Source organism: Streptomyces sp. NPDC087859, assembly GCF_044742595.1.
Classification (GTDB): domain Bacteria; phylum Actinomycetota; class Actinomycetes; order Streptomycetales; family Streptomycetaceae; genus Streptomyces; species Streptomyces canus_F.
Genome location: NZ_JBIUUU010000007.1, coordinates 439858 through 463505 on the forward strand (window position 1 = coordinate 439858; position 23648 = coordinate 463505).

Here is a 23648-nt window from a genome sequence, read left to right on the forward strand (position 1 = left end):
CGCGCCCCTCAAAGACGGGGCGCTGCTCCCACCGTCCGCTTCGAACTGGCGCGGCCCGCTCGTACTCATCCCCCACGGCGCGGGCCGCGCCGCACATCCGCGTAACTGATCCCTAGGAGAGGGCAATGGTCCCGGGTACGAACGACGGCGAGACGACGGCCTCCGGAGGACGGCTGCGTGCCGTGCAACTCGGCGGTTCCGCCGTTCTGCTGGCCATTGCCCTGACCGCCGGTTCCCTCGCCGTCGGTGCCCTGCGCGACGACGGCGGTACGACCGTCGCCGCCGCGCCGAGTGCCATGTCGCCGGCGATGCTCTCCAGTGGGGACCTGGACGCGAGCATCTCCTCGCTCCAGGCCCATCTCCGTTCCCAGCCGAAGGACTTCGGCGGCTGGGCCACCCTCGGGCTCGCCTATGTCGAGCAGGCCCGCACCAAGGGCGACCCCTCCCGTTACCCGCAGGCCGACAAGGCCCTGAAGCGGTCGCTGGAACTGAAGGCCGACAACGAAGCCGCCCTCGCCGGCCGTGCCGCCCTCGCGGCGGCCCGGCACGACTTCGCGGACGCCCTGAAGTACGCCGACCGGACGCTGAAGCAGAACCCCTACAACGAACGCGCCCTGTCCTCCCGTATCGACGCCCTCGTCGAGCTCGGCCGCTACGCCGACGCCGCGAAGGCCGCCGACACGGCGGACTCCCGGAAGCCGGGGATCCCCGTCTTCACGCGGTACGCGTACGTCCATGAGCTGCGCGGCGACGTGACCACGGCGAAGCGGGTGCTGAAGCAGGCCTTCGCGTCGGCCTCGACCCCCGGTGACGTGGCGTACGTCGCCGCACAGCTCGGCCAGCTCGCCTGGAACCAGGGCGAGTACAAGGAGGCCCTCGATCACTTCGCTCGGGCCCTGGCCGCCGACGAGGACTACCTCCCCGCCCTCGAGGGCCGCGCCCGCGCGCAGGCCGCGAGCGGCGACGAGAAGGAGGCGGTCCGCGGGCTCGAGAACGTCGTCGCCCGCTATCCGCTGCCGGGCCCGCTCGTCGAGCTCGGCGAGCTGTACGCCGAGCGCGGCGACCAGGACAGGGCCGACGACCAGTTCGCCCTGGTCGACGCCTGGACGGCGCTCGCCCGCGCCAACGGCGTCAACGCCGACCTGGACACCGCGCTCGCCGCCGCCGACCACGGCGACAAGAAGGCGGCGCTGCGCGCGGCCCGCGCCGAGTGGGACCGCCGGCACACCGTGCACACGGCGGACGCGCTGGCCTGGGCCCTGCACGTCAACGGCGAGGACGAGGAAGCCCTGCCGTACGCCCGCCGGGCCACCGCGACCGGCTACCGCAACGCCTCGTTCCTCTACCACCGGGGCATCGTCGAACGCGCCACGGGCCACGAGAAGGACGCCCGGACCCATCTCGAGGCGGCCCTGAAGCTGAACCCCGGGTTCTCGACCCTGGGTGCCGGCGAGGCCCGCAAGGCGCTCAAGGACCTGGAGGCGGCCAAGTGAGGTCCCTGCGTCCGTTCACCTCCGGCGCGGCCGTGCTCACGGCCGCGTGCGTGCTCGTACTCCTTCCCACGGGAGCCGCGAGCGCGCACCCCCTGGGCAACTTCACGGTCAACCGCTACGACGGTCTCGTCGCCGCCCCGGGACAGCTGCGCGTCGACCACGTCGAGGACCTCGCGGAGATCCCGGCGACCCAGGCGAAGCCGGACATCGAGAAGCTGGGCATGGCCGGCTGGGCCGCACAGCGGTGCGAGACGGCCGCACGGGACAGCGAGGTCACCGTCGACGGCCGTACCGCCGCCCTGACGGTCAAGGACAGCAAGGCCCGTGTGCGGCCCGGTCAGGCGGGGCTCGACACTCTGCGTGTGGAGTGCGAGCTGACGGCACCGCTCCCCGAGAGCTCCACGGTCGCCCTCGGCTTCCGTGGCGCGGGTACGGACTCCGGGCCCGGCTGGCGGGAGATCACCGCGCGCGGCGACCGGATGACGCTGACGGCCTCGGACGTACCGGCGAAGTCGCTCTCCCGCGAACTGACCGAGTACCCGCAGGAGCTGCTCTCCTCGCCCGCCGACACCACGACGGCGGACCTGCGCGTACGCCCCGGCGGCCCGGCCCTGTCCGAGGAGCGGACGAACGCCCCGGCGGCCTCCGTCCTGCCCCGCGGCGCCGACCGCTGGACCCGGGCGCTGGACTCCCTGGTGGCCCGCCACGACCTCACCTTCGGCTTCGCCGCGCTGGCCCTGTTCATCGCCATAGCCCTGGGCGCGCTGCACGCGCTCGCCCCCGGCCACGGCAAGACCCTCATGGCGGCGGTGGCGACGGCCCGCGGCGGCAAGGCCCGCCTCAAGGACGTCATGCCCCTGGCCGCGTCGGTCACGGTGACCCACACGCTCGGCGTGGTCGCCCTGGGCCTGCTGGTCACGGCGGGCTCGGGGGCGGCGCCCTCGGTGATCACCTGGCTGGGCATCGCGAGCGGGGTGCTGGTGACGGGCGCGGGGCTGACGCTCGTACGACGGGCCTGGCACCACCGCAGGCACGAGCGGGGCCACGGCCATACGCACGGGCACTCCCATGAACATGACCACGGGCACGACGGCGAGCACGGGCACGACGACGGCGGACACGGGCACGACCATGTGCACGAGCCCGCCCCGGCCCCCGCGCGCCAACTGGCCCTGGCCACCGCGCACAGCCACTCCGCCACCGACACCCCCGGCCACCCGCACGACGACCCGCATCACTCGCACGACCACGGCCACGACGACGACCACAGTCACCCGCACCCCCACTCCCACCCCCACGCCCCTTCGCACACCGTCGAGCACACCCACGGCGGCTTCACCCACACCCACTCCACCTCCCCCACCCTCCGCGGCACGATCCTCCTCGGCTTCGCCGGTGGCCTGGTCCCCAGCCCCTCCGCGGTCGTCGTCCTCGTCGGCGCGATGGCGCTCGGCCAGGCGTGGTTCGGCTTCCTCCTGGTCGTCGCGTACGGCGTCGGTCTCGCGCTCACTCTCACCGCGGCGGGGTTCGCCGTCGTGAAGCTGGGTACCGGGATGAATCGGCTGCTGGACCGGCGTCCCCGCTGGACCACGCATCCGGTGACGGCGCTCGTCCGCAGGTCCGCACCCCTGATGTCGGCGCTCCTCGTCGTGACGCTCGGGGCCGGATTGGTGCTCAAGGGGGCGGCATCCGCACTCGGCTGAGCTACTTTTGGGGAGAAATGACGCGAAGTCACGCGGAATTGCGAATGGGGGACGCCCGTGTCCGAAGATCCGGGCAGTGAACGTCTGATCGCGGGCCGCTACCGCCTCCTGTCCCCGCTCGGCGAGGGCGGCATGGGAACCGTGTGGCGCGCCCGCGACGAGGTGCTGCACCGTGAGGTCGCGGTCAAGGAGGTGCGGGCACCCTCGGGTCTCGCGGTCTCGGACGTCGAGCGGTTGTACGCCCGGCTGGAGCGCGAGGCGTGGGCCGCGGCCCGGGTCTCCAACCGCAACGTGGTGACGGTGTACGACGTGGCCACGCAGGACGGCCGCCCGTGGATCGTCATGGAGCTGGTCCGCGGCGTCTCGCTGGCCGACGTCCTGGACGCGGAGGGCCCGTTGCCCCCGCAGCGGGCCGCGCACATCGGCGCCGAGGTCCTCTCCGCGCTGCGGGCCGCGCACGAGGCGGGGGTGCTGCACCGGGACGTGAAGCCGGCCAACGTGCTGCTGTCGAACGACGGCCGCGTGGTGCTCACCGACTTCGGCATCGCCCAGGTGGAGGGCAGCTCGGCGCTCACGATGACCGGCGAGGTCATCGGCTCGCCCGAATTCCTCGCCCCGGAAAGGGCGTTGGGACGTACTCCGGGCCCCGAGTCCGACCTGTGGTCGCTGGGCGTGCTGCTGTACGCGGCGGTCGAGGGCAACTCGCCGTTCCGCCAGAACACCCCGCTGAGCACCCTGCGCGCGATCGTCGACGAGGAGCTGCCGACCCCGTACCGGGCCGGTCCGCTCACTCCTGTCATCGAGGGCCTGCTGCGCAAGGACCCGGCGGAGCGGCTGCCGGCCGACCGCGCCGAGCAGGACCTGCGGCTCATCGCGGCGGGGGGCACCACGCGTGCCGAACCCGTACCGCCCGGGCCGTACGCACCGACGGTCGCCGGCTACCGGGAGGAGCCGCCGACGTCGCCCTTCCCGACCGCGCCCACCTCCCCCACGCCGGCCGCTGCGACGACCAGGGCGTCCTCCGGGCCTCCCGAGCGCAACCGCCGTGCCGCGGTGGTCCTGATCGCGGGCCTCGCCGCTCTGGCGTTCGCGATCGCGGGGCTGACGTACGCCCTGCTGAACGGCGACGACAACGAGGGCAACCAGGGGAACAACGAGACGAGCCGGTCGACGGGTGAGAGCACGCCGACCGAGACGGACGAGGACAGCGAGGAGCCGCCGCCCCCTTCCACCCCCGACAGGACCACGACGAGCGCTCCACCGCAGGTGACCGTCCAGGCCACGCTCGCGGGGGCGAACACGGAGTACAAGGGGCCCTGTCCGCCGCCGAACGCCGAGGCGCCCGCCTTCACGGCGACGATCACGGTGAGCCGGGTGCCGGCGGAGGTGCGCTACCGCTGGGTGTCGTCGGACGGCGATGTCATGGACAACGGCTGGAAGACCCTGTCGTTCCCGGCGGGCGGCGGCACCTCCAAGCAGGACAAGGTGGTCGCGACGACGAACAACGACAGCGGGACGTTCGAGAGCGACATCAGTGTCGAGGTCCAGGACCCGCAGCACGTGACGTCCAACTCGGTGCCGTTCTCGGTGACGTGCGAGACGGAGACCCCGACGGACGGGGCCTCCTCCCCTTCTCCTTCGCCTACCGAGTGACGGGTCAGGCCGCGCTGTTCAGTACGGGCAGATAGCCGCCGGACTGGCCGGCCGCGGTGGGGTGGTACGACTCGCCGATGTTGAGCCAGTTGAGGCTGTGCAGCCAGGAGCTGCCGGAGCAGAGCTCGTGGCCGGTGAACGTGGGGCGGACGTCGCCCCAGGTGAAGCCGTGGTTCGCGGCGCGTTTCTGGATGGCGGTGTCGAGGTAGTCGGCGGCGTCGTTGATCGCCTTCCGCTTGGTCTCGGAGAGGCCGACGCAGGTGGTGCCGAGCTTGTAGAAGCGGGGGTAGCCGAGGACGACGACGTGGGCGTTCGGGGCGCGGGTGCTGATCGCCGAGTAGACGTTGTCCAGTCGGCCGGGCAGCGTCGCGTCGACGTAGGCCTTCGCGGTGTTGATGCGGGACAGGCAGGAGCTGTCGGACTGGAGCACACAGGTGGTCATGACGTCGGAGAAGCCGGCGTCGTTGCCGCCGATGCTGATGGAGACCAGAGCGGTGGCGCTGTTCAGCGGGGCCAGCTGGTTCGCCAGAACATCACCCGTTCGAGCGCCCGAGCAAGCCGTGAAGGCGAACGACGAGGGTGAGTTGGCGGCGGCCCAGAGGTAGGGGTGCGCCTTCGTGCTGCGCTTGCAGTCGCCGCTGGAGGAGATGTAGCTGCCGGCGCCCACTCCCGAGGAGTAGGAGTCGCCGAGGGCCACGTACGGGCCTGTGGCGGCCTGCGCGGGGGGTGCCCCCGCCAGTGCGGCGCCGACAGCGAGGAGGAGCGTGGTGACGTAAGCGGCAAATCGGGAACGTCTCATGGAACCTCCCTTTAGCAGGATCTCTGCCTCAACCGTCGTAGCAACTACGCGTGTTGACGGGAAGTGTCCATGCCAAGACTTTTCCGTCCTTACTCATCGCACCCGCATATGTTCATGGCGTGTTTGATTGCGCGTACATGACAGATTTGTTGACAGCCCCTCAACTCCCTTGATCTACCCCCGTAGATCACCCAGTCTTTACTCCAGCCCGGGACGGGAACGCGACGTTCCGGGTCGTGTGCGCGATCACGCGCGCACCCCCCACGGACGCGCGCCCCACACGAAACGCGCGTCGCCTAAGAGGAGGACTCCCTCGCATGGCACAACTGCGTAAGTTCCGGTTCGCCGCGATAACCAGCCTGGCGACCGCCGCCCTCGTCGGCGGGCTCACCACCCTCCCCGCCGAGGCCGCTCCGGCCGAGGGCAAGGTCCTTGCCGCCGACTCCCCCACGGCGATCAAGGACAGCTACATCGTCACGTTGAAGAAGGGCTCCACCGGCTTCAAGTCGACCTCGGCCGCCGGAAAGAACCTCGTCAAGGAGTACGGCGGCGCGGTCAAGAAGACCTTCGGCACCGCCCTGAACGGCTACTCCGCCACCCTCTCCGCGGCCGAGGCGAAGAGACTCGCAGCGGACCCGGCCGTCGCCTCCGTCGAGCAGAACCAGCGCGTCCACGTGGACGCCACCCAGTCCAGCGCCCCCTGGGGCCTCGACCGCATCGACCAGGCCGCGCTTCCGCTCTCGGGCACCTACACCTACCCGGACACCGCGGGCGCCGGCGTGACGGCCTACGTCATCGACACCGGTGTGCGCATCACCCACGCGCAGATCAGCGGTCGCGCCTCGTACGGCTACGACGCGGTCGACGGCGACACCACCGCCTCCGACGGCAACGGTCACGGCACCCATGTGGCCACCACGATCGCGGGTTCCACCTACGGTGTCGCCAAGAAGGCGAAGATCGTGGCGGTCCGGGTGCTCGACAACGCCGGCTCCGGCACCACGGCGGGTGTGGTCGCGGGCATCGACTGGGTGACCGCCAACCACTCGGGCCCCTCCGTCGCCAACATGTCGCTCGGCGGCGGCGCCTCGACCGCCCTGGACACGGCTGTGCGCAACTCCATCGCCAGCGGCGTGACCTACGCCGTGGCGGCCGGCAACAGCAGCGCCAACGCCTCCTCGTACTCCCCGGCCCGGGTCACCGAGGCCATCACCGTCGGCGCCACCACCAGCACCGACGCCCGGGCCAGCTACTCGAACTACGGCTCGGTCCTGGACATCTTCGCGCCGGGCTCCTCGATCACGGCGGGCTGGTACACCAGCGACACCGCGACGAACACCATCTCCGGCACCTCGATGGCCACCCCGCACGTCGCGGGCGCTGCCGCCGTCTACCTGGCGGGCCACACCTCGTCCACCCCGGCCCAGGTCGCCACGGCCCTCACCGGCGGTGCCACCACCAACGTGGTCACCAGCCCGGGCACCGGTTCGCCGAACCGGCTCCTGAAGCTCGTCCCGTGACGCTCCCGCACCGCACCACCTGAACGGCCGTTCCCCGGAGGCGACTTCCGCCTCCGGGGAACACTTGTCTCATTGTCCGTACCAACCGCGATACGCGCCCTTTTCGGTCTTGACGGCCCCGGCGCCCCTGCGCGACATTGAAGCCTCGCATCCGGCGCTTCGGGGGGCAAAGTCGCCAATGCAGACGATACGTGCCAAAAGATCTTCAACGGACACCGAGCAGGCGCGGACAGGACCGGAGAGGGACCTCTCGCCGCTGCTCGCGGGTGCCGCGACGGCTGTCGGCGGGTTCGGCGCGATCCTCGCGCTCGTGGGCTCGGACTCACCGCTGCGCGGCCCGTTCACCCTGTTCTTCCTGCTGATGGCACCGACCGTGGCGATCGCCGCCGCGCTGCGCGGCCTCGAACCGCTCGGCCGGGCGCTCGCCTCGCTCGCGGGCTCGGTCGTCGTCAACATGCTGGTGGCGCAGGGCATGCTCGCCACGCACCGCTGGTCCTGGCGCGGCGGGATCGTGGCCGTGACCGCGATCAGCGCCCTTCTTCTCCTGCTGGTCTGGGTACGGCGGCGAGGCGGCCGTACGACGACGGGACGGACTCTCTGACGTGGACATCAGCGTGTACCGCCCCGGCGAGCTCAGCGCCGCCGACCGGGCGGCGTGGACGTCGTCGCAGTCCAAGGCCCATCTCCAGGGATCGCCTGAGCTGGCGAACCCGTTCCTGTCCCCCGAGTTCGCGCTCTCGGTGGGCCGGTACCGGCGGGGTGTGCGGATCGCGGTGGTGCGCGAGGGCGGGGAGCCCGCCGCGTTCTTCCCGTTCCAGAGAAGTGTCACCGGGGTGGGCCGGGCCGTCGGACTCGGGGTCTCGGACGCCCAGGGTCTGGTGCACCGGCCCGGGTTCGCGTGGGACGCGCAGGAGCTGCTGCGCGCCTGCGGGCTCGCCGTATGGGAGTTCGACCACCTGGTGGAGGGCCAGGAGGCGTTCGCGGTCGGGGCCACCGGCAGCTTCGCGTCGCCGGTCATGGACGTCGACCAGGGCTACGAGGCCTATCTGGCCCATCTGCGCTCCCACGCGCCGAAGTTCACCAGGACCACGCTCGCCAAGGAGCGCCGGCTCGGCCGGGATGCCGGCGAGGTGCGCTATGTGCACGACGAGCGGGATCCGGCGGCTCTGCGCACCCTGATGGGCTGGAAGTCCGCGCAGTACCGCAGGACCGGGCGCAGCGACCGCTTCGCGCACGAGTGGATCACCCATCTCGTGGAGCGGCTGTTCCACACCCGTTCCGATCCGTTCGCAGGGATCCTGTCGGTGCTGTACGCGGGTGACAAGCCGATCGCGGCGCACTTCGGACTGCGTACCGAACGGGTGCTGGCCTGCTGGTTCCCGGCGTACGACCCGGCGTTCTCGAAGTACTCGCCGGGCCTGGTCCTGCATCTGCGGATGGCGGAGGCGGCCGCCGCGGACGGCATCGCGTACCTGGATCTGGGGCGGGGCCAGAAGGAGTACAAGGACTCCCTGAAGACACGGGAGATCACCGTGTCGGAGGGGTGGGTGACCCGGCGTCACCCGGTCGCACTCGGGCACAGGGCGCGCCGCGCCCCGGTCCGGGCGCTGCGCAACACCGTCCAGTCACGGCCGGAGCTCTTCGAGCCGGCGGACCGGATTCTCAAGAGGATGGGAAGGATCCGCTCGCGGAGCCAATAGGTTCCGTAACGGTCAAACCATCAAAAACGTGAGGCCTGGTTCCAGGTCTTGCCATACGGGTTCAATCGTCAATACCGTCGTACATCTCACCCGCATCGGAACGTCACCCAGCGGTACTAGGGGAGGGCTCAAGGACCGCGACGGACCGGGGCGGTGCGCGGTAGGGGGGTGCCGTGCTCGGTGACCGTACTGGTGACCGAGTCGTGCCGCGCGACCGGCGGCCTTTTCTGTCGTCGGCCGGCTTTGCCAGCTCACCCGGGCGTGCTCGGAGATCCCTTTCGGCATGCCGTGGGTGAAACAACCCCCCTTTCGAACCGGACAACAGCCGGGCCGCCCAGGGGCGGGCGGTCCAGCCGGACGAGAGGGAACCAGACTCATGAGCTCTGTTCTGCGCTCGGCGACCACGGGCCAGGATCCGTCCACGGCCGCGAAGTACCGGCCTGTCTCCACTCACCTGGCGATCGCGCCACCGGTGAGTGTCGTGATTCCCGCCATGAACGAGGCGGAGAATCTTCCGTACGTCTTCAAGACCCTGCCCGACTGGATCCACGAAGTGGTCCTGGTGGACGGGAACAGCACCGACGACACCGTCGAAGTGGCCCGCGGGCTGTGGCCTGAGGTCAAAGTCGTCAAGCAGCGCGGCAAGGGCAAGGGCGACGCGCTGATCACCGGGTTCGAGGCGTGCACCGGCGACATCATCGTGATGGTCGACGCGGACGGCTCGGCCGACGGCAACGAGATCCTCAGCTATGTCTCCGCCCTGCTCTCGGGCGCGGACTTCGCGAAGGGGTCCCGCTTCGCCAACGGCGGCGGCACGGACGACATGACCTTCATCCGCAAGCTCGGCAACTGGGCGCTGTGCACGATCGTCAACCGCAAGTTCGGCGCCCGCTACACGGATCTCTGCTACGGATACAACGCGTTCTGGCGGCACTGCCTCGACAAGATCGACCTCGACTGCACCGGCTTCGAGATCGAGACCCTGATCAACATCCGGGTGGTCAAGGCGGGCCTCAAGGTCCAGGAGATACCGAGCCACGAGTACCTGCGCATCCACGGCGCGAGCAATCTGCGGGCCGTGCGCGACGGGTTCCGGGTGCTCAAGGTGATCCTCGGCGAACGCTCCAACCGGCGTGAGCTGCGCCGCCAGGCCCATCACTCCCCCATGCTCGACTCGGTCCGGGGAGAGGTGTCTTGAGCGGTCCCGACGTCTCCGTCGTGATCTGCGTCTACACCGAGGACCGCTGGGAGGACATCCTCGCGGCGGTCTCCTCGGTCGCGGCGCAGTCGTACCCGGCACGCGAGACGCTGCTGGTCGTCGACCACAACGCGGCGCTCCTGGACCGGCTGGCCAAGGAGTACAAGGAAGCCGGCACGGTGCGGGTGCTCGCCAACGCGGGTCCCCGCGGCCTGTCCGCGGGCCGCAACACCGGGATCGCCGCCTCGCGCGGCGAGGTGATCGCCTTCCTCGACGACGACGCCGTCGCCGAACGGGACTGGCTGCGCCACTTCGCCGCGGGGTACGCCGATCCGCGAGTGATGGCCGTGGGCGGCCGTACGGTGCCGATCTGGGCGTCGGGGCGCCGTCCCGCCTGGTTCCCCGAGGAGTTCGACTGGGTGGTGGGCTGCACGTACAAGGGGCTGCCGCCTGGCCTGGTCCGCGTCCGCAACGTGCTCGGCGGCAACGCCTCGTTCCGCCGTACGGCGTTCGACGCGGCCGGCGGTTTCGCCACCGGTATCGGGCGGGACGGCGACAAGCGGCCGCTGGGCTGCGAGGAGACCGAGCTGTGCATCCGGCTCTCCCGGGCCAGACCGGACGCGGTCCTGCTGATCGACGACCGTGCGGTGATCCACCACCGGGTGCCCGAGGCGCGTGAGCACTTCGGGTACTTCCGCACGCGTTCCTACGCCGAGGGACTGTCGAAGGCGCTGGTGGCGCGAAGTGTCGGCGCGGACAAGGGCCTCGAGTCCGAACGCCGGTACACCACCCGGGTGCTGCCCGCCGGGGTGGTGCGCGGGCTGCGCGACGCCGCGCTGGCCCGGCCGGGGGGCGCGGGCCGCGCGGGCGCGATCGTCGCGGGGGTGCTGACGGCCGCCGGTGGGTACGTGGTGGGCAGTGTCCGGGCCCGCAGGGGCGGCGCCACGTTCCGGGTGGCGCGGATCGAGGGGGACGCGCATGGGTGACGCACGTGTGCCGATTCTCATGTACCACGCGATCGCGACCGACCCGAACGAGGCGACCCGCGAACTGTCCGTGACCCCCGAGGCGTTCGCCCGGCAGATGGAGATCGTCGGCGACCTGGGGCACACCCCGGTCACCACCGCGCAGCTGGCGGCGAGCTGGCGCTCGGGCCGTCCGCTGCCCGAGCGGCCCGTCCTGGTCACCTTCGACGACGGCTACGAGGGTGTGCACCGGCACGCCCTGCCCGTGCTCGCCAAGCACGGCTTCGCGGCCACGCTGTTCGTGTCCACGGGGTGGCTGCGCGGCCCGCACGACAACGGCCACGCCCTGGACACCATGCTGGACTGGCCGCAGGTCCGCGAACTCGCCGCGCAGGGCGTCGAGATCGGCGGGCACAGCCACACCCACCCGCAGCTGGACCAGCTCGACGACGACGCGCTGCGCCGTGAGCTGATCCTCTGCAAGGAGATCGTGACGGACCAACTCGGCACCGTCCCGGCCTCGTTCGCCTACCCGTACGGCTACTCCAGCCGCCGGGTGCGCGAGAAGGTCCGCGAGACGGGGTACGCCCAGGCCCTCGCCGTCGGCAACGGGCTCGCCCGCCGCCGCCAGGGGCCGTACGCGCTGCTGCGGGTCACCGTGCGCCGCGGCACGGACGCCGAGGAGTTCCGTCGGCTGATCGAAGGCCGGGCCATCGCCCGCAACTTCGCCCGGGACCGCGCGTTCACCAAGGGGTACGCCATGGTCCGCAGAGCACGACAGGTCCGCCGAAAGGCCATCCGTTCCCGTGTCTGACACGACGACCACCCCTGAGGCCACCGAGCCCGCGACCAAGGCTCCCGAGCAGCCGGGGCGCCGCTTCCGGCTGCCCGGGCTCGGCCGGTCGCCGGGCGGCAGCCAGCTGTTCCGCAACGCCTACGCCCTGATGCTGAACACGGGGATCTCCGCCGTGCTCGGCCTCGGCTACTGGCTGGCCGCGGCCCGCTACTACTCCGAGTCCGCGGTCGGCCAGGGCTCCGCCGCGATCGCCGCGATGAAGCTCCTCGCGGGACTGACCGCGGTGACCCTGACCGGCGCCCTGGCCCGCTTCATTCCGGTCGCGGGCCGGGCCACCGGGCGGCTCATCTTCCGTACCTACGCGGGCAGTTCGGTGGTCGTGGCGCTGGCCGCGGGCGTCTTCCTGCTCACCCTCGGCCTGTGGGGGCCCTCGTACGGATTCCTCAACGACCCCTCGCACGCCCTCTTCTTCGTGCTCGCCGTGGTCGCCTGGTCGGTACTGACCCTCCAGGACGGGGTGCTGACCGGGCTGCGCAGCGCGCTGTGGGTGCCGGTCGGCAACACCGTGTTCTCCGCGGTGAAGCTGGTGCTGCTGGTCGCCTTCGCCACCGCGATCCCCACCATGGGTGTGTTCGTGTCGTGGGTCGCGGCCATCGCGGTGTCGGTGCTGCCGCTGGGCTGGCTGGTGTTCCGGCGGCTCGTGGCCCGGCATGTGAAGGCGACCGAGAACCACGCGCGACCGCCGTCGGTGAAGGAGATCGGGCGCTTCCTCGCGGGCGACTACACGGGCTCCCTGTTCTCGCTCGCCGTGGTCTACCTCGTCCCGGTGATCGTCGCCGCACAGGTCAGCTCCGAGGACAACGCGTACTTCTACATCACCATCACGATCGGCGGCACGGTCAACCTGCTCGCCATCAACATGGGCGCCTCCCTCACGGTCGAGGGCTCCCACGACCCGGGCCGGCTCGCCTCCAACACCCGCGCGGCGCTCAGGCGCATGGCCCGGATCATGCTGCCGGTGTGCGCGGTCCTGTTCTTCGGAGCGCCCTGGATCCTCGGTGTCTTCGGCTCGGGCTACGCCGACGCGGCGACCCCGCTGCTGCGCTGGTTCGCGATCGGCGCGGTGCTGCGGGTCGTCATGGAGACGTACTTCGCGGTGCTGCGCGCACAGAGCCGCACCGCCGGACTGGCGTGGCTCCAGGGCCTGTTGTGCGCCTTGGTGCTCGGACTGACCCTGGTGCTGCTCCCCCGTATGGGGCTGACCGGCGCCGGTGTCGCGGAGATCTCCTCGCTCGCGGTGATCGTGGCGATCGCCGCACCCAAGCTGTACAGGATCCTCAAGGCCTCGCCCGCGGGTGCCGTCCCCGAGGACGCGGCGCCCGACGGGGACCTCGCCGACCTGGGGGCACGCGAGGCCACCGTGACGCTGGGCGTCCGCAGGCGCGGGCCCGCCTGGGCGCTCGACCAGGACACGCTCGGCCTCGGCATCCACGTCGACTTCGACCACCTGGAACGCCGGCCGGATGTGCGGCCGGGTCCGGGCACACCGCCCACGGGCACGCCCGTGGTGCGTCCCCGGCCGCATGCCGAGCCGCACCGGCCGACCTGGGCGAAGCTGCCCGAGGTGGGGCTGCCGGTGGAGGCGCGGGAACCGGGATCCGAGGCGTCGCTGGGACCGGTCCAGACGTCGTCCGAGGCGTCGTCCGAGGCCTCGTCCGAGGTGGAGGTGGACGCCCCGTTCGAGGCCGCCCGTCCGGTCGTACGGGAGGAGCCGCCCGTACGGGAAGAGGTGCCGGTGTCCGAGGAGCCGCCGCTCCTGTCGTGGCGCGAGCGCCTTCAGCCAAGCCGCGTCGGAGTGGTGCTGGGCAGTCTGCTGACCGCCGCGCTGCTGCTGTACTGGGTGCCCGCGCTGCGCCTCGGCGAGACGGACCTCGACGAGATGGGCGGGCTCGGGCTGGTCTCCGTGCTGCCGCTGCCCACGCTGGTCGGCGCCGCGCTGCTGGCCGTGGCCTTCGCCTCGCTGCTGTGGCTGGCCCGTGAGCACAAGGCGCTGCTGCTGATCACCCTGCTGGCGACGGTCGTGTCGCTGCACGCGCTGCCCGCGGTGATCGAGACGGAACCCCGGTTCGCGACCGCCTGGCAGCATCTGGGCTTCCTCGACTACATCGACCGGACCGGCTCCGCCGTGCCCGACCTGGACGCGCGCTGGAGCTGGCCGGGCTTCTTCGCGGCGGCCGCGTTCGTCGCCGAGGCCTGCGGGGTCACGGACTTCACCGAGGTGATCCGCTGGTGGCCGCTGGCCATCCAGCTCCTCTATCTGGCCCCGATGTTCCTGCTGGTCCGCTCGATGCGGGCGAGCTGGCGGGCCAAGTGGACCGGCCTGTGGGTGTTCGTGCTCAGCGGCTGGGTCGGCCAGGACTACTTCTCCCCGCAGGGCTTCACGTATCTCCTGTATCTGGTGTTCGCGGCGCTCCTGCTGGTCTACTTCCGCGCCCCGCGCGTGCTCTGGACGAAGAAGCGGCCCGGCGAGGCGGAGGTCGAGCCGACGAACCGGCGTCAGCGGGCCGTGCTGCTGATGGTCGTCATAGGGCTGTTCGCGGCGAGCGTCCCGGCCCACCAGCTCACCCCGTTCGTGATGCTGGGCCTGCTGGCGGTCCTCGTGCTGATCGGCAAGTCCGAACTGCGCGGCCTGCCCATCCTGTTCGCCGTCATGGTGGCCGTGTGGGTGGGCTTCATGGCCGAGCCGTACTGGTCCGGGCACTTCGACGAACTGTTCGGCGGGGTCGGCGGCGTCGGCGGCAATGTGCAGTCGTCGGTGGGCGGCCGGATCGAGGGCGGCAGTTCGACGCACAAGCTCGTCCTCTACACCCGCGTGCTGCTGGCCGGCGGTGTGATGGCGTTCGCCTGCTGGGGCTGGTGGCGCCGGCGCGACCACCACTACCGGGAGCGCTCGCTGCTCGTCCTGACCTTCGTGCCGTTCCTGGGCTTCGGCATGCAGTCCTACGGCGGTGAGATGGCGCTGCGGGTCTTCATGTTCGCCCTGCCCGGCGCCGCCCTGCTGATGGGTCTCGCCCTGTTCCCGCGCACCGGGATCACGGCGAAGGAACGCGACAAGGACCGGGTGAGCCTGGCTCCGCTGGCCGCCCTCATGGCGGGTCTGCTCCTCATGGGCGGCTTCCTGATCGCCCGTTGGGGCAACGAGCCGTTCGAGCGGATCCGGCCCGGCGAGGTCGCCGCCATGGACTACGTGTACGCCCACGACGATCCGACGGTACGGCTGCTGTGGCTGAGCAACGACACGGTCGACAACGTGACGCCGGCGATGCCGTGGGGCGCCCGGGACATGGAGAGGATCGAGTATGTGCCGACGCTGGCGCCGACCGACCCGGTGCTGGTGTCGAGCCTGGTCAAGGCGCTCAGTGACGCGGGGCCGAACTCGTATCTGATGATCAACCGCAGTCAGGTGACGTATCTGGAGCTGGACGTCGGCTACTCGAAGACGTGGGAGCCACGGCTGATCCGGAACCTGGACAAGCGGGCGGAGCTGAAGAAGGTCTTCGTCAACGCGGACGTGACCATGTACGCGCTGGCCAAGCAGCCCGCGGGCAAGGCGCCGAAGGCGGATCCGGGTGCGATCGGGCCGCAGGTGACGTGGACGCCCTGGTCGGTGGTCGGGGGCCTCGCGGCGCTGGCGCTGATCGTGCTGCTGACGGCACGCGAGGTGGTCCGGGTCGCGGTCCGGCCGAGTGTGCGGCAGCTGCGGTGGCTGCAGAGCAGCTTCTGGTTCTCGCTGCCGCTGCTGGCGGTGCTGCTGGCCTCGCTGGTGCAGCGGTTCATGACGATGAAGTGAGGGCGGTTGCGGTGACGGTGGTCGAGTGGCTCAGCGGGTGAGCCACTCGACCTCTGCGTGGCTCAGCGGGTGAGCCACTTGACCTCGTAGGCCGCCATGTCGAAGGTCTTGCCGTCCACCTTCGCGCTGATCTGCCGGTCGAGGGTGTTGACCACCAGGACCGTGTCGTCGGTGGCGAGGATCCGCAGATGCGGCACGTCGGCGGCGGCGACGGACACCGTCCGGTACGACGTGCCCGGCGGGAACTCCTTGCCGAACCGGCTGACCAGATCGAACATCGGCAGCTTCTGCCCGCCGTCCTTGCCGCTGGTCGGCGTCCAGAGACAGCCCGCGCAATCCGTGCCGTTCTCGTTCTCCGGGTTCCAGTAGAAGGCGGAGGTGGTGCCGCCCTTGGCCAGCGCGATCATCCCGGCGGCCTGCACGGCGACACGACGGTTCTCGGACCAGCCCTCGCGCTCGTCCCTGCTGTCGGCGGGTTCGACGTAGTACTCGGCCCACCACAGCGGCAGATCGCCGGTCTGCTCGCGCACCCACCGGCTGACCGCGGTGAACTTGTCGGTCGCCGCGAACTCGTCCGGCAGCAGCTCGTCGTCGTTGGTGTAGCTGGAGCCGTCCACGACCACGAAGTCGGCGCCGGCCTTGTTCTTGTTCCAGTAGTCGAAGGCGTCGAGGACCCGCTGGTCCATGGCGCCCCACGGGCCCTTGAAGGTCTTCGAGGCGTCCTCGGAGCGCGGGTCGAGACTGTCCATCACGAGATACGGCCCGCCGACCATGATCTGCGGGTTGACCTTCTTCAACGCCTCGTGGACGAGGTTGTAGAGCTTGGTGTAGCCCTCGTAGTCCCAGCGGGCCTCGGCATCGTTCCAGAAGCCCTTGAACTCGTTCCAGACGATGAAGTGCCGGACATCCGGGTAGCGCTTGGCGACCGTGGCGGCGAGCGCGGCGTAGTCCTCGAAGTGCGCGGGCTCCGGCGCGGTCTCCAGCGAGGACTGGCTCCAGTCGGTGTTGCCGACGCCGGACTCGCCGCCCTTCATCCAGTCCGGGGCACAGCACAGGGTGACGACCGGGGTGGAGCCGGAGGCGCGGATGAAGTCGATCCGGCGGTCCATGTCCTCGAAGTCGTAACGCCCCTTGACCGGCTCGGGGTTGTCCGCGCCCCACCCCATGACGTGCTGGTTCTGCGGCAGCCCGCCGAGGTCCGCGAGCCGCCCCTCGACCCGCTCGACCGCGGTGGCGGCGCCCTCGTCGGCGCTGAACTGGGTGTGGGTGAAGCCCCAGCCCACCTCGGGGTTCTCCGCGTCCGGTGTGCTGGTGGGGGTGCCGTGCGCCTTGCTGCCGTTGCGTGTGGTGCCGTCGGTGTTCGCGCTGTTCCCGGGAAGCGTGTTGAGGAGGGTCACGACCAGGGCCAGCGCCGCCGCACCCACTCCGAGCAGTGCGGTGAGCCGCCACCGCCGTGCCCCCGAATTCCACCCATGACGTCCCATCAAGGGCAACAGTAATCGGGGGGCCACAGCTACGGCAGAGCTTTGAGATGCACAGCTCTGTAACAGGACGGAGGCCCCGTAAACGGTCTCACCCGACACACCGGACGCAACGCGGAAACCGGATGCATGCGACGCCCTCGTGCCGGATCATGGCGGGCATGTCTGCCAACCTGCACGACGCTCTGCCGATCCGGCTCAACGTCGACGACAGCGACTCGCCGTCCGACGTCGTCGACGCGCTGTTCCTCGGCCGCTTCGCGACGGGCGAGCAGCCGTACTCGCACGCGGCGAACATCGACCGGGTCCGGTCCGGGGCGACGTTGCTCCCGGACAACGCCCGGGTGCTGCGCATCGCCCGCGACGACGACCGCAGCGCGACCCTGGCGGAGGGCGACGGCTGGACCCTGCTGGTCTCCCGCTGGAACCGCGGCGCGGACGTCACCGTCACGGCGACCAGCGCCGAGCTCGCGCAGAAGGTCCTCGACCAGGCCACCGAGGGCGCGTCGGACGAACCCGAGCCGCAGCCCGAGAACGTGAACATGGGCTTCTGGTACTACTCACCGCGCCGCGGCCCGCACCGCACGACCCGGCAGATCGCGGCCGGCACCTGGGACGAGGTGCGGGAGAACTACACGGCGCCGGTGGCGGAGGCGATGCAGAGCCTGATGGGCACGACCCCGGAGGGCATCGCGGGCCGGCTGCTCCTGCTGCACGGCCCGCCGGGCACCGGCAAGACGTCGGCGCTGCGGACCCTGGCCCGGTCCTGGCGGGACTGGTGCCAGGTGGACTGCGTACTGGACCCCGAGCGGCTCTTCACCGACGTCGGCTATCTGATGGACATCGCGATCGGCGAGGACGACTCCACGGGCAAGGGCCGCTGGCGGCTGCTGCTCCTGGAGGACTGCGACGAACTGATCCGCGGCGAGGCCAAGCACACGGCGGGCCAGGCCCTGTCACGGCTGCTGAACCTGACCGACGGCCTGCTGGGCCAGGGCCGCAACGTCCTGGTCGGTGTCACCACCAACGAGGACCTGGAGCGTCTGCACCCGGCCGTCGTCCGCCCCGGCCGCTGTCTGGCCCGCATCGAGGTGGGCCCGCTGACCCGCCGCGAGGCGATCGACTGGCTGGGCACGGAGGAGGGCGTGGGCCGCGAGGGGGCGACGCTGGCGGAGCTGTACGCGCTGCGCCGCGGCACGTCGCCGACGACACTGCCGGAGCCCCGGGGCGACGCGGACGCGGGGCTGTACCTGTAGTGCTTTGATGGCCGTATGACCCTGTTCGTCGGCACGTCGGGGTGGCAGTACAAGGACTGGCGGGGTGTCCTGTATCCCTCCGGGTGCCCGATGCGCCTCTGGCTGGAGGAGTACGCGGGACAGTTCTCGACGGTCGAGATCAACAACGCCTTCTACCGGCTGCCGTCGCGGGAGACCTTCGCGTCGTGGCGCGACCGGGTGCCGCGGGACTTCGTGATCGCGGTCAAGGCGAGCCGCTACCTCACCCACATCAAGCGCCTGCGGGACCCCGAGGAGCCGGTGCGCCGTCTGCTGGCCCACGCCGAGGGCCTGGGCGCCCGTCTGGGCCCGGTCCTCCTCCAGCTGCCCCCGACGCTCCGGGCCGACACCGATCTGCTGGACGCCTGCCTCGCCTGCTTCCCCTCGTCGACACGGGTGGCGGTGGAGCCCCGGCACGAGTCCTGGTGGACGCCGCGGACCCGCGGGGTCCTGGAGTCCCGGGGTGCGGCCCTGTGCTGGGCGGACGTACGCGCCCGCCCTGTGACACCGCTGTGGCGGACGGCGCACTGGGGGTACGTCCGCTTCCACGAGGGGCGTGCGAAGGAGTGGCCGCGGTACGGCAGGCGGTCGCTGGAGACATGGGCGGGGCGGATGAGGGACATGTGGGCCGAGGGCGAGGACGTGTACGCGTACTTCAACAACGACCCGAACGGGGCGGCGGTGGAGGACGCGAGGACGTTCGAGAAGATCCTCCGCTGATCCCTCTCCGTCGTCTCCCGGCCCTGTCAGTCCTCTCTCAGCCCTCGTGGACGGCCCGCAGAGCATCCCGTACGGCGTCGAGTGCCGCCTGTTCGCCCGTCCCCAGGCGCCGAGCCCGCTCGGCGTAGGCCTGCGCGGCCGACGCCAGTTCGCGTTCCGCCGCGGAGCCCGCCGCCGCGACGAACGTGCCGTTGCGCCCCCGCGTCTCGATCACCCCGTCCGTCTCCAGCGCCCGGTACGCCTTGGCGACGGTGTTCGCGGCGAGCCCCAGGGTGTCGGCCAGGCCGCGCACCGTCGGCAGCCGGTACCCGACCGGCAGCGCCCCCGACCGCGCCTGTCCGGAGATCTGCGCCCGCACCTGCTCGTACGGCGGCGCGCTGTCGTCGATGTGGATCTTCAAGGTCACGGGGTCGATTGTCCCGCACCCGCCGGAAAATAAGAGGCAGCGGGACACATCCGCCCCGTAGCGTCCGGCCACATGACTGTGATCGTGCGCGACCTGCGTCCCGACGTGCGGGCCGACTTCGAGGACTTCGTCCGGGTCCGCGACCTCGCCATGCCCTTCGTCCTGTCGACCCCCGACGGCCTCGCCTACGACGTCGCCCGGATACACCCCGACGCCCACTACCGTCCCCTCCTCGCGGAGGCGGACGGCGAGGTGATCGGCACAGCCCAGGTCGGCCTGGTGCACGACAGTCCGGAGCCCGGTCAGGGCTACGTGAACGTGTACGTCCACCCGGAGCGGACGCGCCGAGGCGCCGGCGCGCTGCTGGTCCGCGCCGCCGAGGAGCATCTGGCGGCCCACGGTGCGACGAGGCTGTTCGCCTGGGTCCTGGACGGGCCGGGCAACCGCGCCTTCGCCGAACGGCACGGCTACCGCGCGAGCCGCTCCGCGCACTTCCTCCGCCTGGACCTGGCGAACGGCACCCTGCCCCCGCTCCAGGACCCACCGCCGGGCGTCGAACTGCGCACCGGCGCCGACTTCGCGGACGACCCGCGCCCGCTGTTCGAGTTGGACTCGGAGACGCTGGCGGACGAACCGAGCGATGTCGACTACGAGTTCACGGACTACGAGGCGTGGCTCCGGGAGACCTGGCGGCAGCCGCTGATGAGCCCCGAGCTGACCTCGGTCGCCGTGGTCGACGGCCGCCCCGCCGCCTTCAGCCTGGCCCGCACCGACGGCGGCACCCGCTACGGCACCGCCATGACCGGCACGGCCCGCGCCCACCGCGGCAAGGGCCTGGCCAAGCTCGCCAAGAACGACTCCCTGCACCGCGCCCGCGCCGCGGGGTTCACCCAGGCGTTCACCGGCAACGACGCCGGGAACGGCCCGATGATCGCCATCAACACATGGTTCGGATACGAGATCTGCGCCACGGAGGTTCGGTATGTCCGCGAACTCGGCTGAGACGACGGAGCAGTTGGACGTGGTGCTGGTCAAGGCAGGCCGCACGAAGATCCGTTACCCGGCCGAGCTGGTCGGCGACGACGGCAACCACGTCACGGTCCGCGCCGCCTGGGCGGGCGACGGCGTCCGTGACTTCGGCTTCGTCCGCTTCGAGCCCGGGGACGTCTTCACGGAGCACTACTGGCGGGACCGCTGGTACGCGGTGAAGGAGGTCCGCGCCGGCGACGGCACACTCAAGGGCTGGTACTGCGACGTCACCCGTCCCGCCGTCCGCTCCGGCGCCGAACTCGTCGTGGAGGATCTCGACCTGGACCTGTGGCGCTCCGCCGACGGGACGGACGTACTGCGCCTGGACGAGGACGAGTTCGCCGAGAGCGGTCTGGCGGAGAGGGATCCCGAGGCGGCGGGCGCCGCGGTGACGGCTCTGGACGAGTTGGAGGCGTTCGCCTCCGTCGACGGCGGTCTGGAGTCGCTGCTGGCCTAGACGGCCGCCACCACCGCGTACCGCTCGTCCGTCACGGCTCTGCCCCACAGCCGGGGATCGCCGGACAGCCGCTCGACCCGCACGTGGGCGGCGACGGACTCCAGGAGGGCGGTCAGTCGCTCGGCCGGTATCCCGGTCGGGCTCACCGCGCCCCAGACGCCCTCGATCAGCACCAGCCGGCCTCCCGGCCGCAGCAGCTCGCGCCAGTGGCGCAGGGCGCGGCCGGGGTCCGGCAGCGCCCACAGCACATGCCGTACGAGAACGACGTCGAAGCGCTGCTCCCCCACCGGCGGTGTCGCGGCGTCACCGACCAGGAACGCCGCGTCACGTCCGGCGAGCTTGGCGCGGGCGAGGTCCACCATCGCCGGGGAGCTGTCCACGCCGGTGACGTGGTGTCCCTGCTCGGCCGCGAGGAGCGACAGGCTGCCGGTGCCGCAGCCCAGGTCGAGGATGTCGCAGGCGTGGCCGGGCAGCCAGGAGCGCAGCCGGTCCGCCCAGGCGGCGCGCACTTCGGGGTCACGCAGGCCGTGATCCGGTTCGTCGTCGAAGGAAGCGGCTTCCGCGTCCCAATCCATACCGGTGTCGGTGTCGAATTCCCTGTGATTCGCCATGGTCCACAGCGTGCCACCCGGCACTGACAATCAGACGGCGGTGGAACACCACTCGAAAGCCAGTCGAAATCGTGATGGTCACCACTGACAGATTCGCTCCGATGAGTAACTCTCCCCAAAAGGGTCTACCTCCGCGAGAACGCGGAACACGGTAGGCACTGAAGGAGGCAGCCATGCGCCGAGTAACCGTGCAGAAGCCCCTGAAGAAGTCGGACAGCCGTCGGATCCGTGAGGAGGCCGAAGAGGGCTCCGCCGGACGCCCCGAGGTGCGAAAGGACATCGCGCGCACCTGGTGGCCGGACGGCTGACGCCGACATGAGCCGGCGCATGAGACGTGTCAGTCCAGTCGCTTGCGGTAGTGGACGCGGTCATAGGGCCCGTCCACTCGCCGTTCCAGGACCTCGTATCCGTACTTCGGATAGATCTTCTGGTTCTCCCACATCAGCGCGTTCGTGTAGAGCCTGACCTCGGAAAGACCCAGCGCACGCGCGTGTGCGTCCACGAACCGCAGCAGCCGTCCGCCGACGCCCGTGCCCTGGGCGTCGGGGTGGACGGCGATGTTGTCGAGGTACAGATGATCCTCACGTGCCTCGACGACCACCAGCCCGTTCACGGGCTCCCCCGTGACGAACACCTGCCCCGCGGCCACGCTCGCCGCGTGGTCCCGCTCCATGGGCTGCGGCACCACCCCGATGCGCTCGATGTAGTGGCGGTACGCCGCATCGGTCACGCTCTTCACGGCCGCTACGTCGGCGGCGACGGCCTGCCGGATCTCCTCGTCGGTCATGCCGCGACGGTACCTACCTGATCGCAGTCTGAGCACTCCCTTAACGGCACCATAAGGATCTCCGTCAGCCGCTCCCAGCAGGCGATTCCGCGGTTTCTTGGGGCTAGCTTGCTGATCGTCCCCACGGGATTCCCAAGAACCGCTGCGAGGAGTTCTCCCATGCCTGCACGCCGTAAGGCCGCCTTCGTCGCCGCCCTCGGCCTGACCCCGCTCGCCCTCACCGCGCTGGCCGCCGCGCCCGCGTCGGCGCACGGCACGATGGGTGACCCGGTCAGCCGGGTCGCGCAGTGCTACGCGGAGGGTCCCGAGAGCCCGAAGTCCGCCGCGTGCAAGGCGGCGGTCGCGGCCGGCGGCACGCAGGCGCTCTACGACTGGAACGGCATCCGCATCGGCGACGCGAACGGTCGGCACCAGTCGCTGATCCCGGACGGCAAGCTGTGCAGCGCGAACAGCGACGAGTTCAAGGGCCTCGACCTGGCCCGCGCGGACTGGCCGGCGACGAGCGTGAGCAGTGGCCCGTACACCTTCAAGTACCGCGTCACCGCCCCGCACAAGGGCACCTTCAAGGTGTACCTCACCAAGGAGGGCTACGACCCGGCGCAGCCGCTGGCCTGGGACGACCTGGACCTGGACAATCCGGTGGCGACGGCCACCGACCCGACCGCGACCGGCGGCTACTACACGTTCTCCGGCACCCTCCCGGAGCGCTCCGGCGCGCAGCTGCTGTACGGGATCTGGCAGCGCTCGGACAGCCCGGAGGCGTTCTACTCCTGCTCGGACGTGACGTTCGGCGGCAGTGGCGGCTCCTCCGGGTCCGGTTCGCAGGGCAGCGCGTCCCCGGCCCCGAGCGCGTCCGCCCCTTCCGAGGAGCAGATCGAGGAGGGCGAGGACGAGTCGACGGTCGAGCACCACGGCCACGGTGACCAGGACGCCGACACCTCGGCGGAGCCGGCCGCGACGGAGTCGGAGTCGACCGCCGCCGTGCCCGCGAACGAGGTGAGGGCGGCCGGTGCCACGGAGGACCTCGCCGAGACCGGTGGCGACAGCAGCACGGCGTATGTCGCCATGGGCGGCGCGGCCGTCCTCGCGGCGGGTGCGGCGATCCTCTTCGGGTCGGTCCGCCGGCGTGCGACGAGCGGTGGCCGACAGGGCCGCTGAGGCCACCACGGGGGCGGGGGCTGTCCGGCGGCTCAGGCCGGACAGCCC

Annotated in this window: 21 protein-coding genes; 16 read left to right on the forward strand and 5 right to left on the reverse strand. The window is 71.1% G+C overall.

Translation table 11 applies throughout. The features are described from left to right. Positions 1-125 precede the first annotated feature (125 nt). From ACIOHP_RS19740 to ACIOHP_RS19750, 3 genes are read left to right on the forward strand one after another with little or no spacing between them, the layout of a single operon-like run. Positions 126-1493: a tetratricopeptide repeat protein gene (locus ACIOHP_RS19740; RefSeq protein ID WP_361548924.1), complete on the forward strand. Its 1368-nt coding sequence runs from the start codon at positions 126-128 to the stop codon at positions 1491-1493. Continuing rightward, positions 1490-3196, forward strand: coding sequence for a sulfite exporter TauE/SafE family protein (locus tag ACIOHP_RS19745; protein WP_401889017.1), 1707 nt, complete (start codon positions 1490-1492; stop codon positions 3194-3196). The genes ACIOHP_RS19740 and ACIOHP_RS19745 overlap by 4 nt, the downstream gene beginning before the upstream one ends. Positions 3197-3253: 57 nt before the next feature. Then, entirely contained in the window at positions 3254-4849 is a 1596-nt protein-coding gene (locus ACIOHP_RS19750; RefSeq protein WP_401889020.1) for a protein kinase, read from the forward strand. Between the two features lie 4 nt (positions 4850-4853). Here the strand turns inward: ACIOHP_RS19750 and ACIOHP_RS19755 are convergent, their stop codons facing one another. Continuing rightward, positions 4854-5648 (reverse strand): SGNH/GDSL hydrolase family protein, encoded by a 795-nt coding sequence (locus ACIOHP_RS19755; RefSeq protein ID WP_361548918.1) that lies wholly within the window; start codon positions 5646-5648, stop codon positions 4854-4856. Positions 5649-5965: 317 nt separating this feature from the next. Here ACIOHP_RS19755 and ACIOHP_RS19760 point away from each other — a divergent pair, with 317 nt between their 5' ends. The 7 genes from ACIOHP_RS19760 (at position 5966) to ACIOHP_RS19790 (ending at position 15677) form a co-directional block, all read left to right on the forward strand. Further along, positions 5966-7168, forward strand: a complete 1203-nt coding sequence (locus ACIOHP_RS19760; protein WP_361548916.1) for a S8 family peptidase — start codon at positions 5966-5968, stop codon at positions 7166-7168. Between the two features lie 178 nt (positions 7169-7346). Next, on the forward strand, positions 7347-7769 hold the full coding sequence (locus tag ACIOHP_RS19765) for a hypothetical protein (protein WP_361548914.1): 423 nt from the start codon (positions 7347-7349) through the stop codon (positions 7767-7769). Between the two features lies 1 nt (position 7770). Then, positions 7771-8868 (forward strand): GNAT family N-acetyltransferase, encoded by a 1098-nt coding sequence (locus ACIOHP_RS19770; RefSeq protein WP_361548912.1) that lies wholly within the window; start codon positions 7771-7773, stop codon positions 8866-8868. 376 nt (positions 8869-9244) lie between these two features. Then, positions 9245-10066 (forward strand): glycosyltransferase family 2 protein, encoded by an 822-nt coding sequence (locus ACIOHP_RS19775; RefSeq protein ID WP_361548910.1) that lies wholly within the window; start codon positions 9245-9247, stop codon positions 10064-10066. Next, positions 10063-11052, forward strand: a complete 990-nt coding sequence (locus ACIOHP_RS19780; RefSeq protein WP_401889025.1) for a glycosyltransferase — start codon at positions 10063-10065, stop codon at positions 11050-11052. Before ACIOHP_RS19775 ends, ACIOHP_RS19780 begins: the two co-directional genes overlap by 4 nt. Continuing rightward, on the forward strand, positions 11045-11845 hold the full coding sequence (locus ACIOHP_RS19785; RefSeq protein ID WP_401889027.1) for a polysaccharide deacetylase family protein: 801 nt from the start codon (positions 11045-11047) through the stop codon (positions 11843-11845). The genes ACIOHP_RS19780 and ACIOHP_RS19785 overlap by 8 nt, the downstream gene beginning before the upstream one ends. Beyond that, the gene (locus ACIOHP_RS19790) at positions 11838-15677 is read left to right on the forward strand and encodes a lipopolysaccharide biosynthesis protein (protein ID WP_401889030.1); all 3840 of its coding nucleotides are present in this window, start codon (positions 11838-11840) and stop codon (positions 15675-15677) included. The genes ACIOHP_RS19785 and ACIOHP_RS19790 overlap by 8 nt, the downstream gene beginning before the upstream one ends. A gap of 62 nt (positions 15678-15739) precedes the next feature. Here ACIOHP_RS19790 and ACIOHP_RS19795 read toward each other — a convergent pair whose 3' ends face one another. Further along, on the reverse strand, positions 15740-17161 hold the full coding sequence (locus ACIOHP_RS19795) for a xylan 1,4-beta-xylosidase (protein ID WP_401889032.1): 1422 nt from the start codon (positions 17159-17161) through the stop codon (positions 15740-15742). Positions 17162-17319: 158 nt separating this feature from the next. Between ACIOHP_RS19795 and ACIOHP_RS19800 the strand changes: the two genes are divergently transcribed. Both ACIOHP_RS19800 and ACIOHP_RS19805 read left to right on the forward strand, forming a co-directional pair. Beyond that, the gene (locus tag ACIOHP_RS19800; protein ID WP_401889035.1) at positions 17320-18414 is read left to right on the forward strand and encodes a DUF5925 domain-containing protein; all 1095 of its coding nucleotides are present in this window, start codon (positions 17320-17322) and stop codon (positions 18412-18414) included. Positions 18415-18429: 15 nt separating this feature from the next. Next, positions 18430-19152, forward strand: coding sequence for a DUF72 domain-containing protein (locus ACIOHP_RS19805; RefSeq protein WP_401889038.1), 723 nt, complete (start codon positions 18430-18432; stop codon positions 19150-19152). A 37-nt stretch (positions 19153-19189) separates the two neighbouring features. Here ACIOHP_RS19805 and ACIOHP_RS19810 read toward each other — a convergent pair whose 3' ends face one another. Continuing rightward, positions 19190-19558 (reverse strand): GntR family transcriptional regulator, encoded by a 369-nt coding sequence (locus ACIOHP_RS19810; RefSeq protein WP_401889041.1) that lies wholly within the window; start codon positions 19556-19558, stop codon positions 19190-19192. Between the two features lie 72 nt (positions 19559-19630). Between ACIOHP_RS19810 and ACIOHP_RS19815 the strand changes: the two genes are divergently transcribed. Together ACIOHP_RS19815 and ACIOHP_RS19820 are read left to right on the forward strand one after the other, a co-directional pair. Then, the gene (locus tag ACIOHP_RS19815; RefSeq protein WP_401889043.1) at positions 19631-20560 is read left to right on the forward strand and encodes a GNAT family N-acetyltransferase; all 930 of its coding nucleotides are present in this window, start codon (positions 19631-19633) and stop codon (positions 20558-20560) included. Then, positions 20541-21044 (forward strand): DUF402 domain-containing protein, encoded by a 504-nt coding sequence (locus ACIOHP_RS19820; RefSeq protein WP_401889046.1) that lies wholly within the window; start codon positions 20541-20543, stop codon positions 21042-21044. The genes ACIOHP_RS19815 and ACIOHP_RS19820 overlap by 20 nt, the downstream gene beginning before the upstream one ends. Here the strand turns inward: ACIOHP_RS19820 and ACIOHP_RS19825 are convergent. After that, positions 21041-21655 (reverse strand): class I SAM-dependent methyltransferase, encoded by a 615-nt coding sequence (locus ACIOHP_RS19825; protein WP_401889048.1) that lies wholly within the window; start codon positions 21653-21655, stop codon positions 21041-21043. The two genes, ACIOHP_RS19820 and ACIOHP_RS19825, sit on opposite strands and share 4 nt — an antisense overlap. Positions 21656-21828: 173 nt before the next feature. On the opposite strand from ACIOHP_RS19825, the gene ACIOHP_RS19830 reads away from it, so the two are divergent. Further along, a complete protein-coding gene (locus ACIOHP_RS19830; protein WP_401889051.1) occupies positions 21829-21963 on the forward strand; it encodes a hypothetical protein in 135 nt (44 codons plus the stop codon). A gap of 29 nt (positions 21964-21992) precedes the next feature. Here ACIOHP_RS19830 and ACIOHP_RS19835 read toward each other — a convergent pair whose 3' ends face one another. Then, positions 21993-22442, reverse strand: coding sequence for a GNAT family N-acetyltransferase (locus ACIOHP_RS19835; protein WP_401889053.1), 450 nt, complete (start codon positions 22440-22442; stop codon positions 21993-21995). A gap of 159 nt (positions 22443-22601) precedes the next feature. Here ACIOHP_RS19835 and ACIOHP_RS19840 point away from each other — a divergent pair, with 159 nt between their 5' ends. Beyond that, positions 22602-23600: a lytic polysaccharide monooxygenase gene (locus ACIOHP_RS19840; RefSeq protein WP_401889056.1), complete on the forward strand. Its 999-nt coding sequence runs from the start codon at positions 22602-22604 to the stop codon at positions 23598-23600. Positions 23601-23648 lie beyond the last annotated feature (48 nt).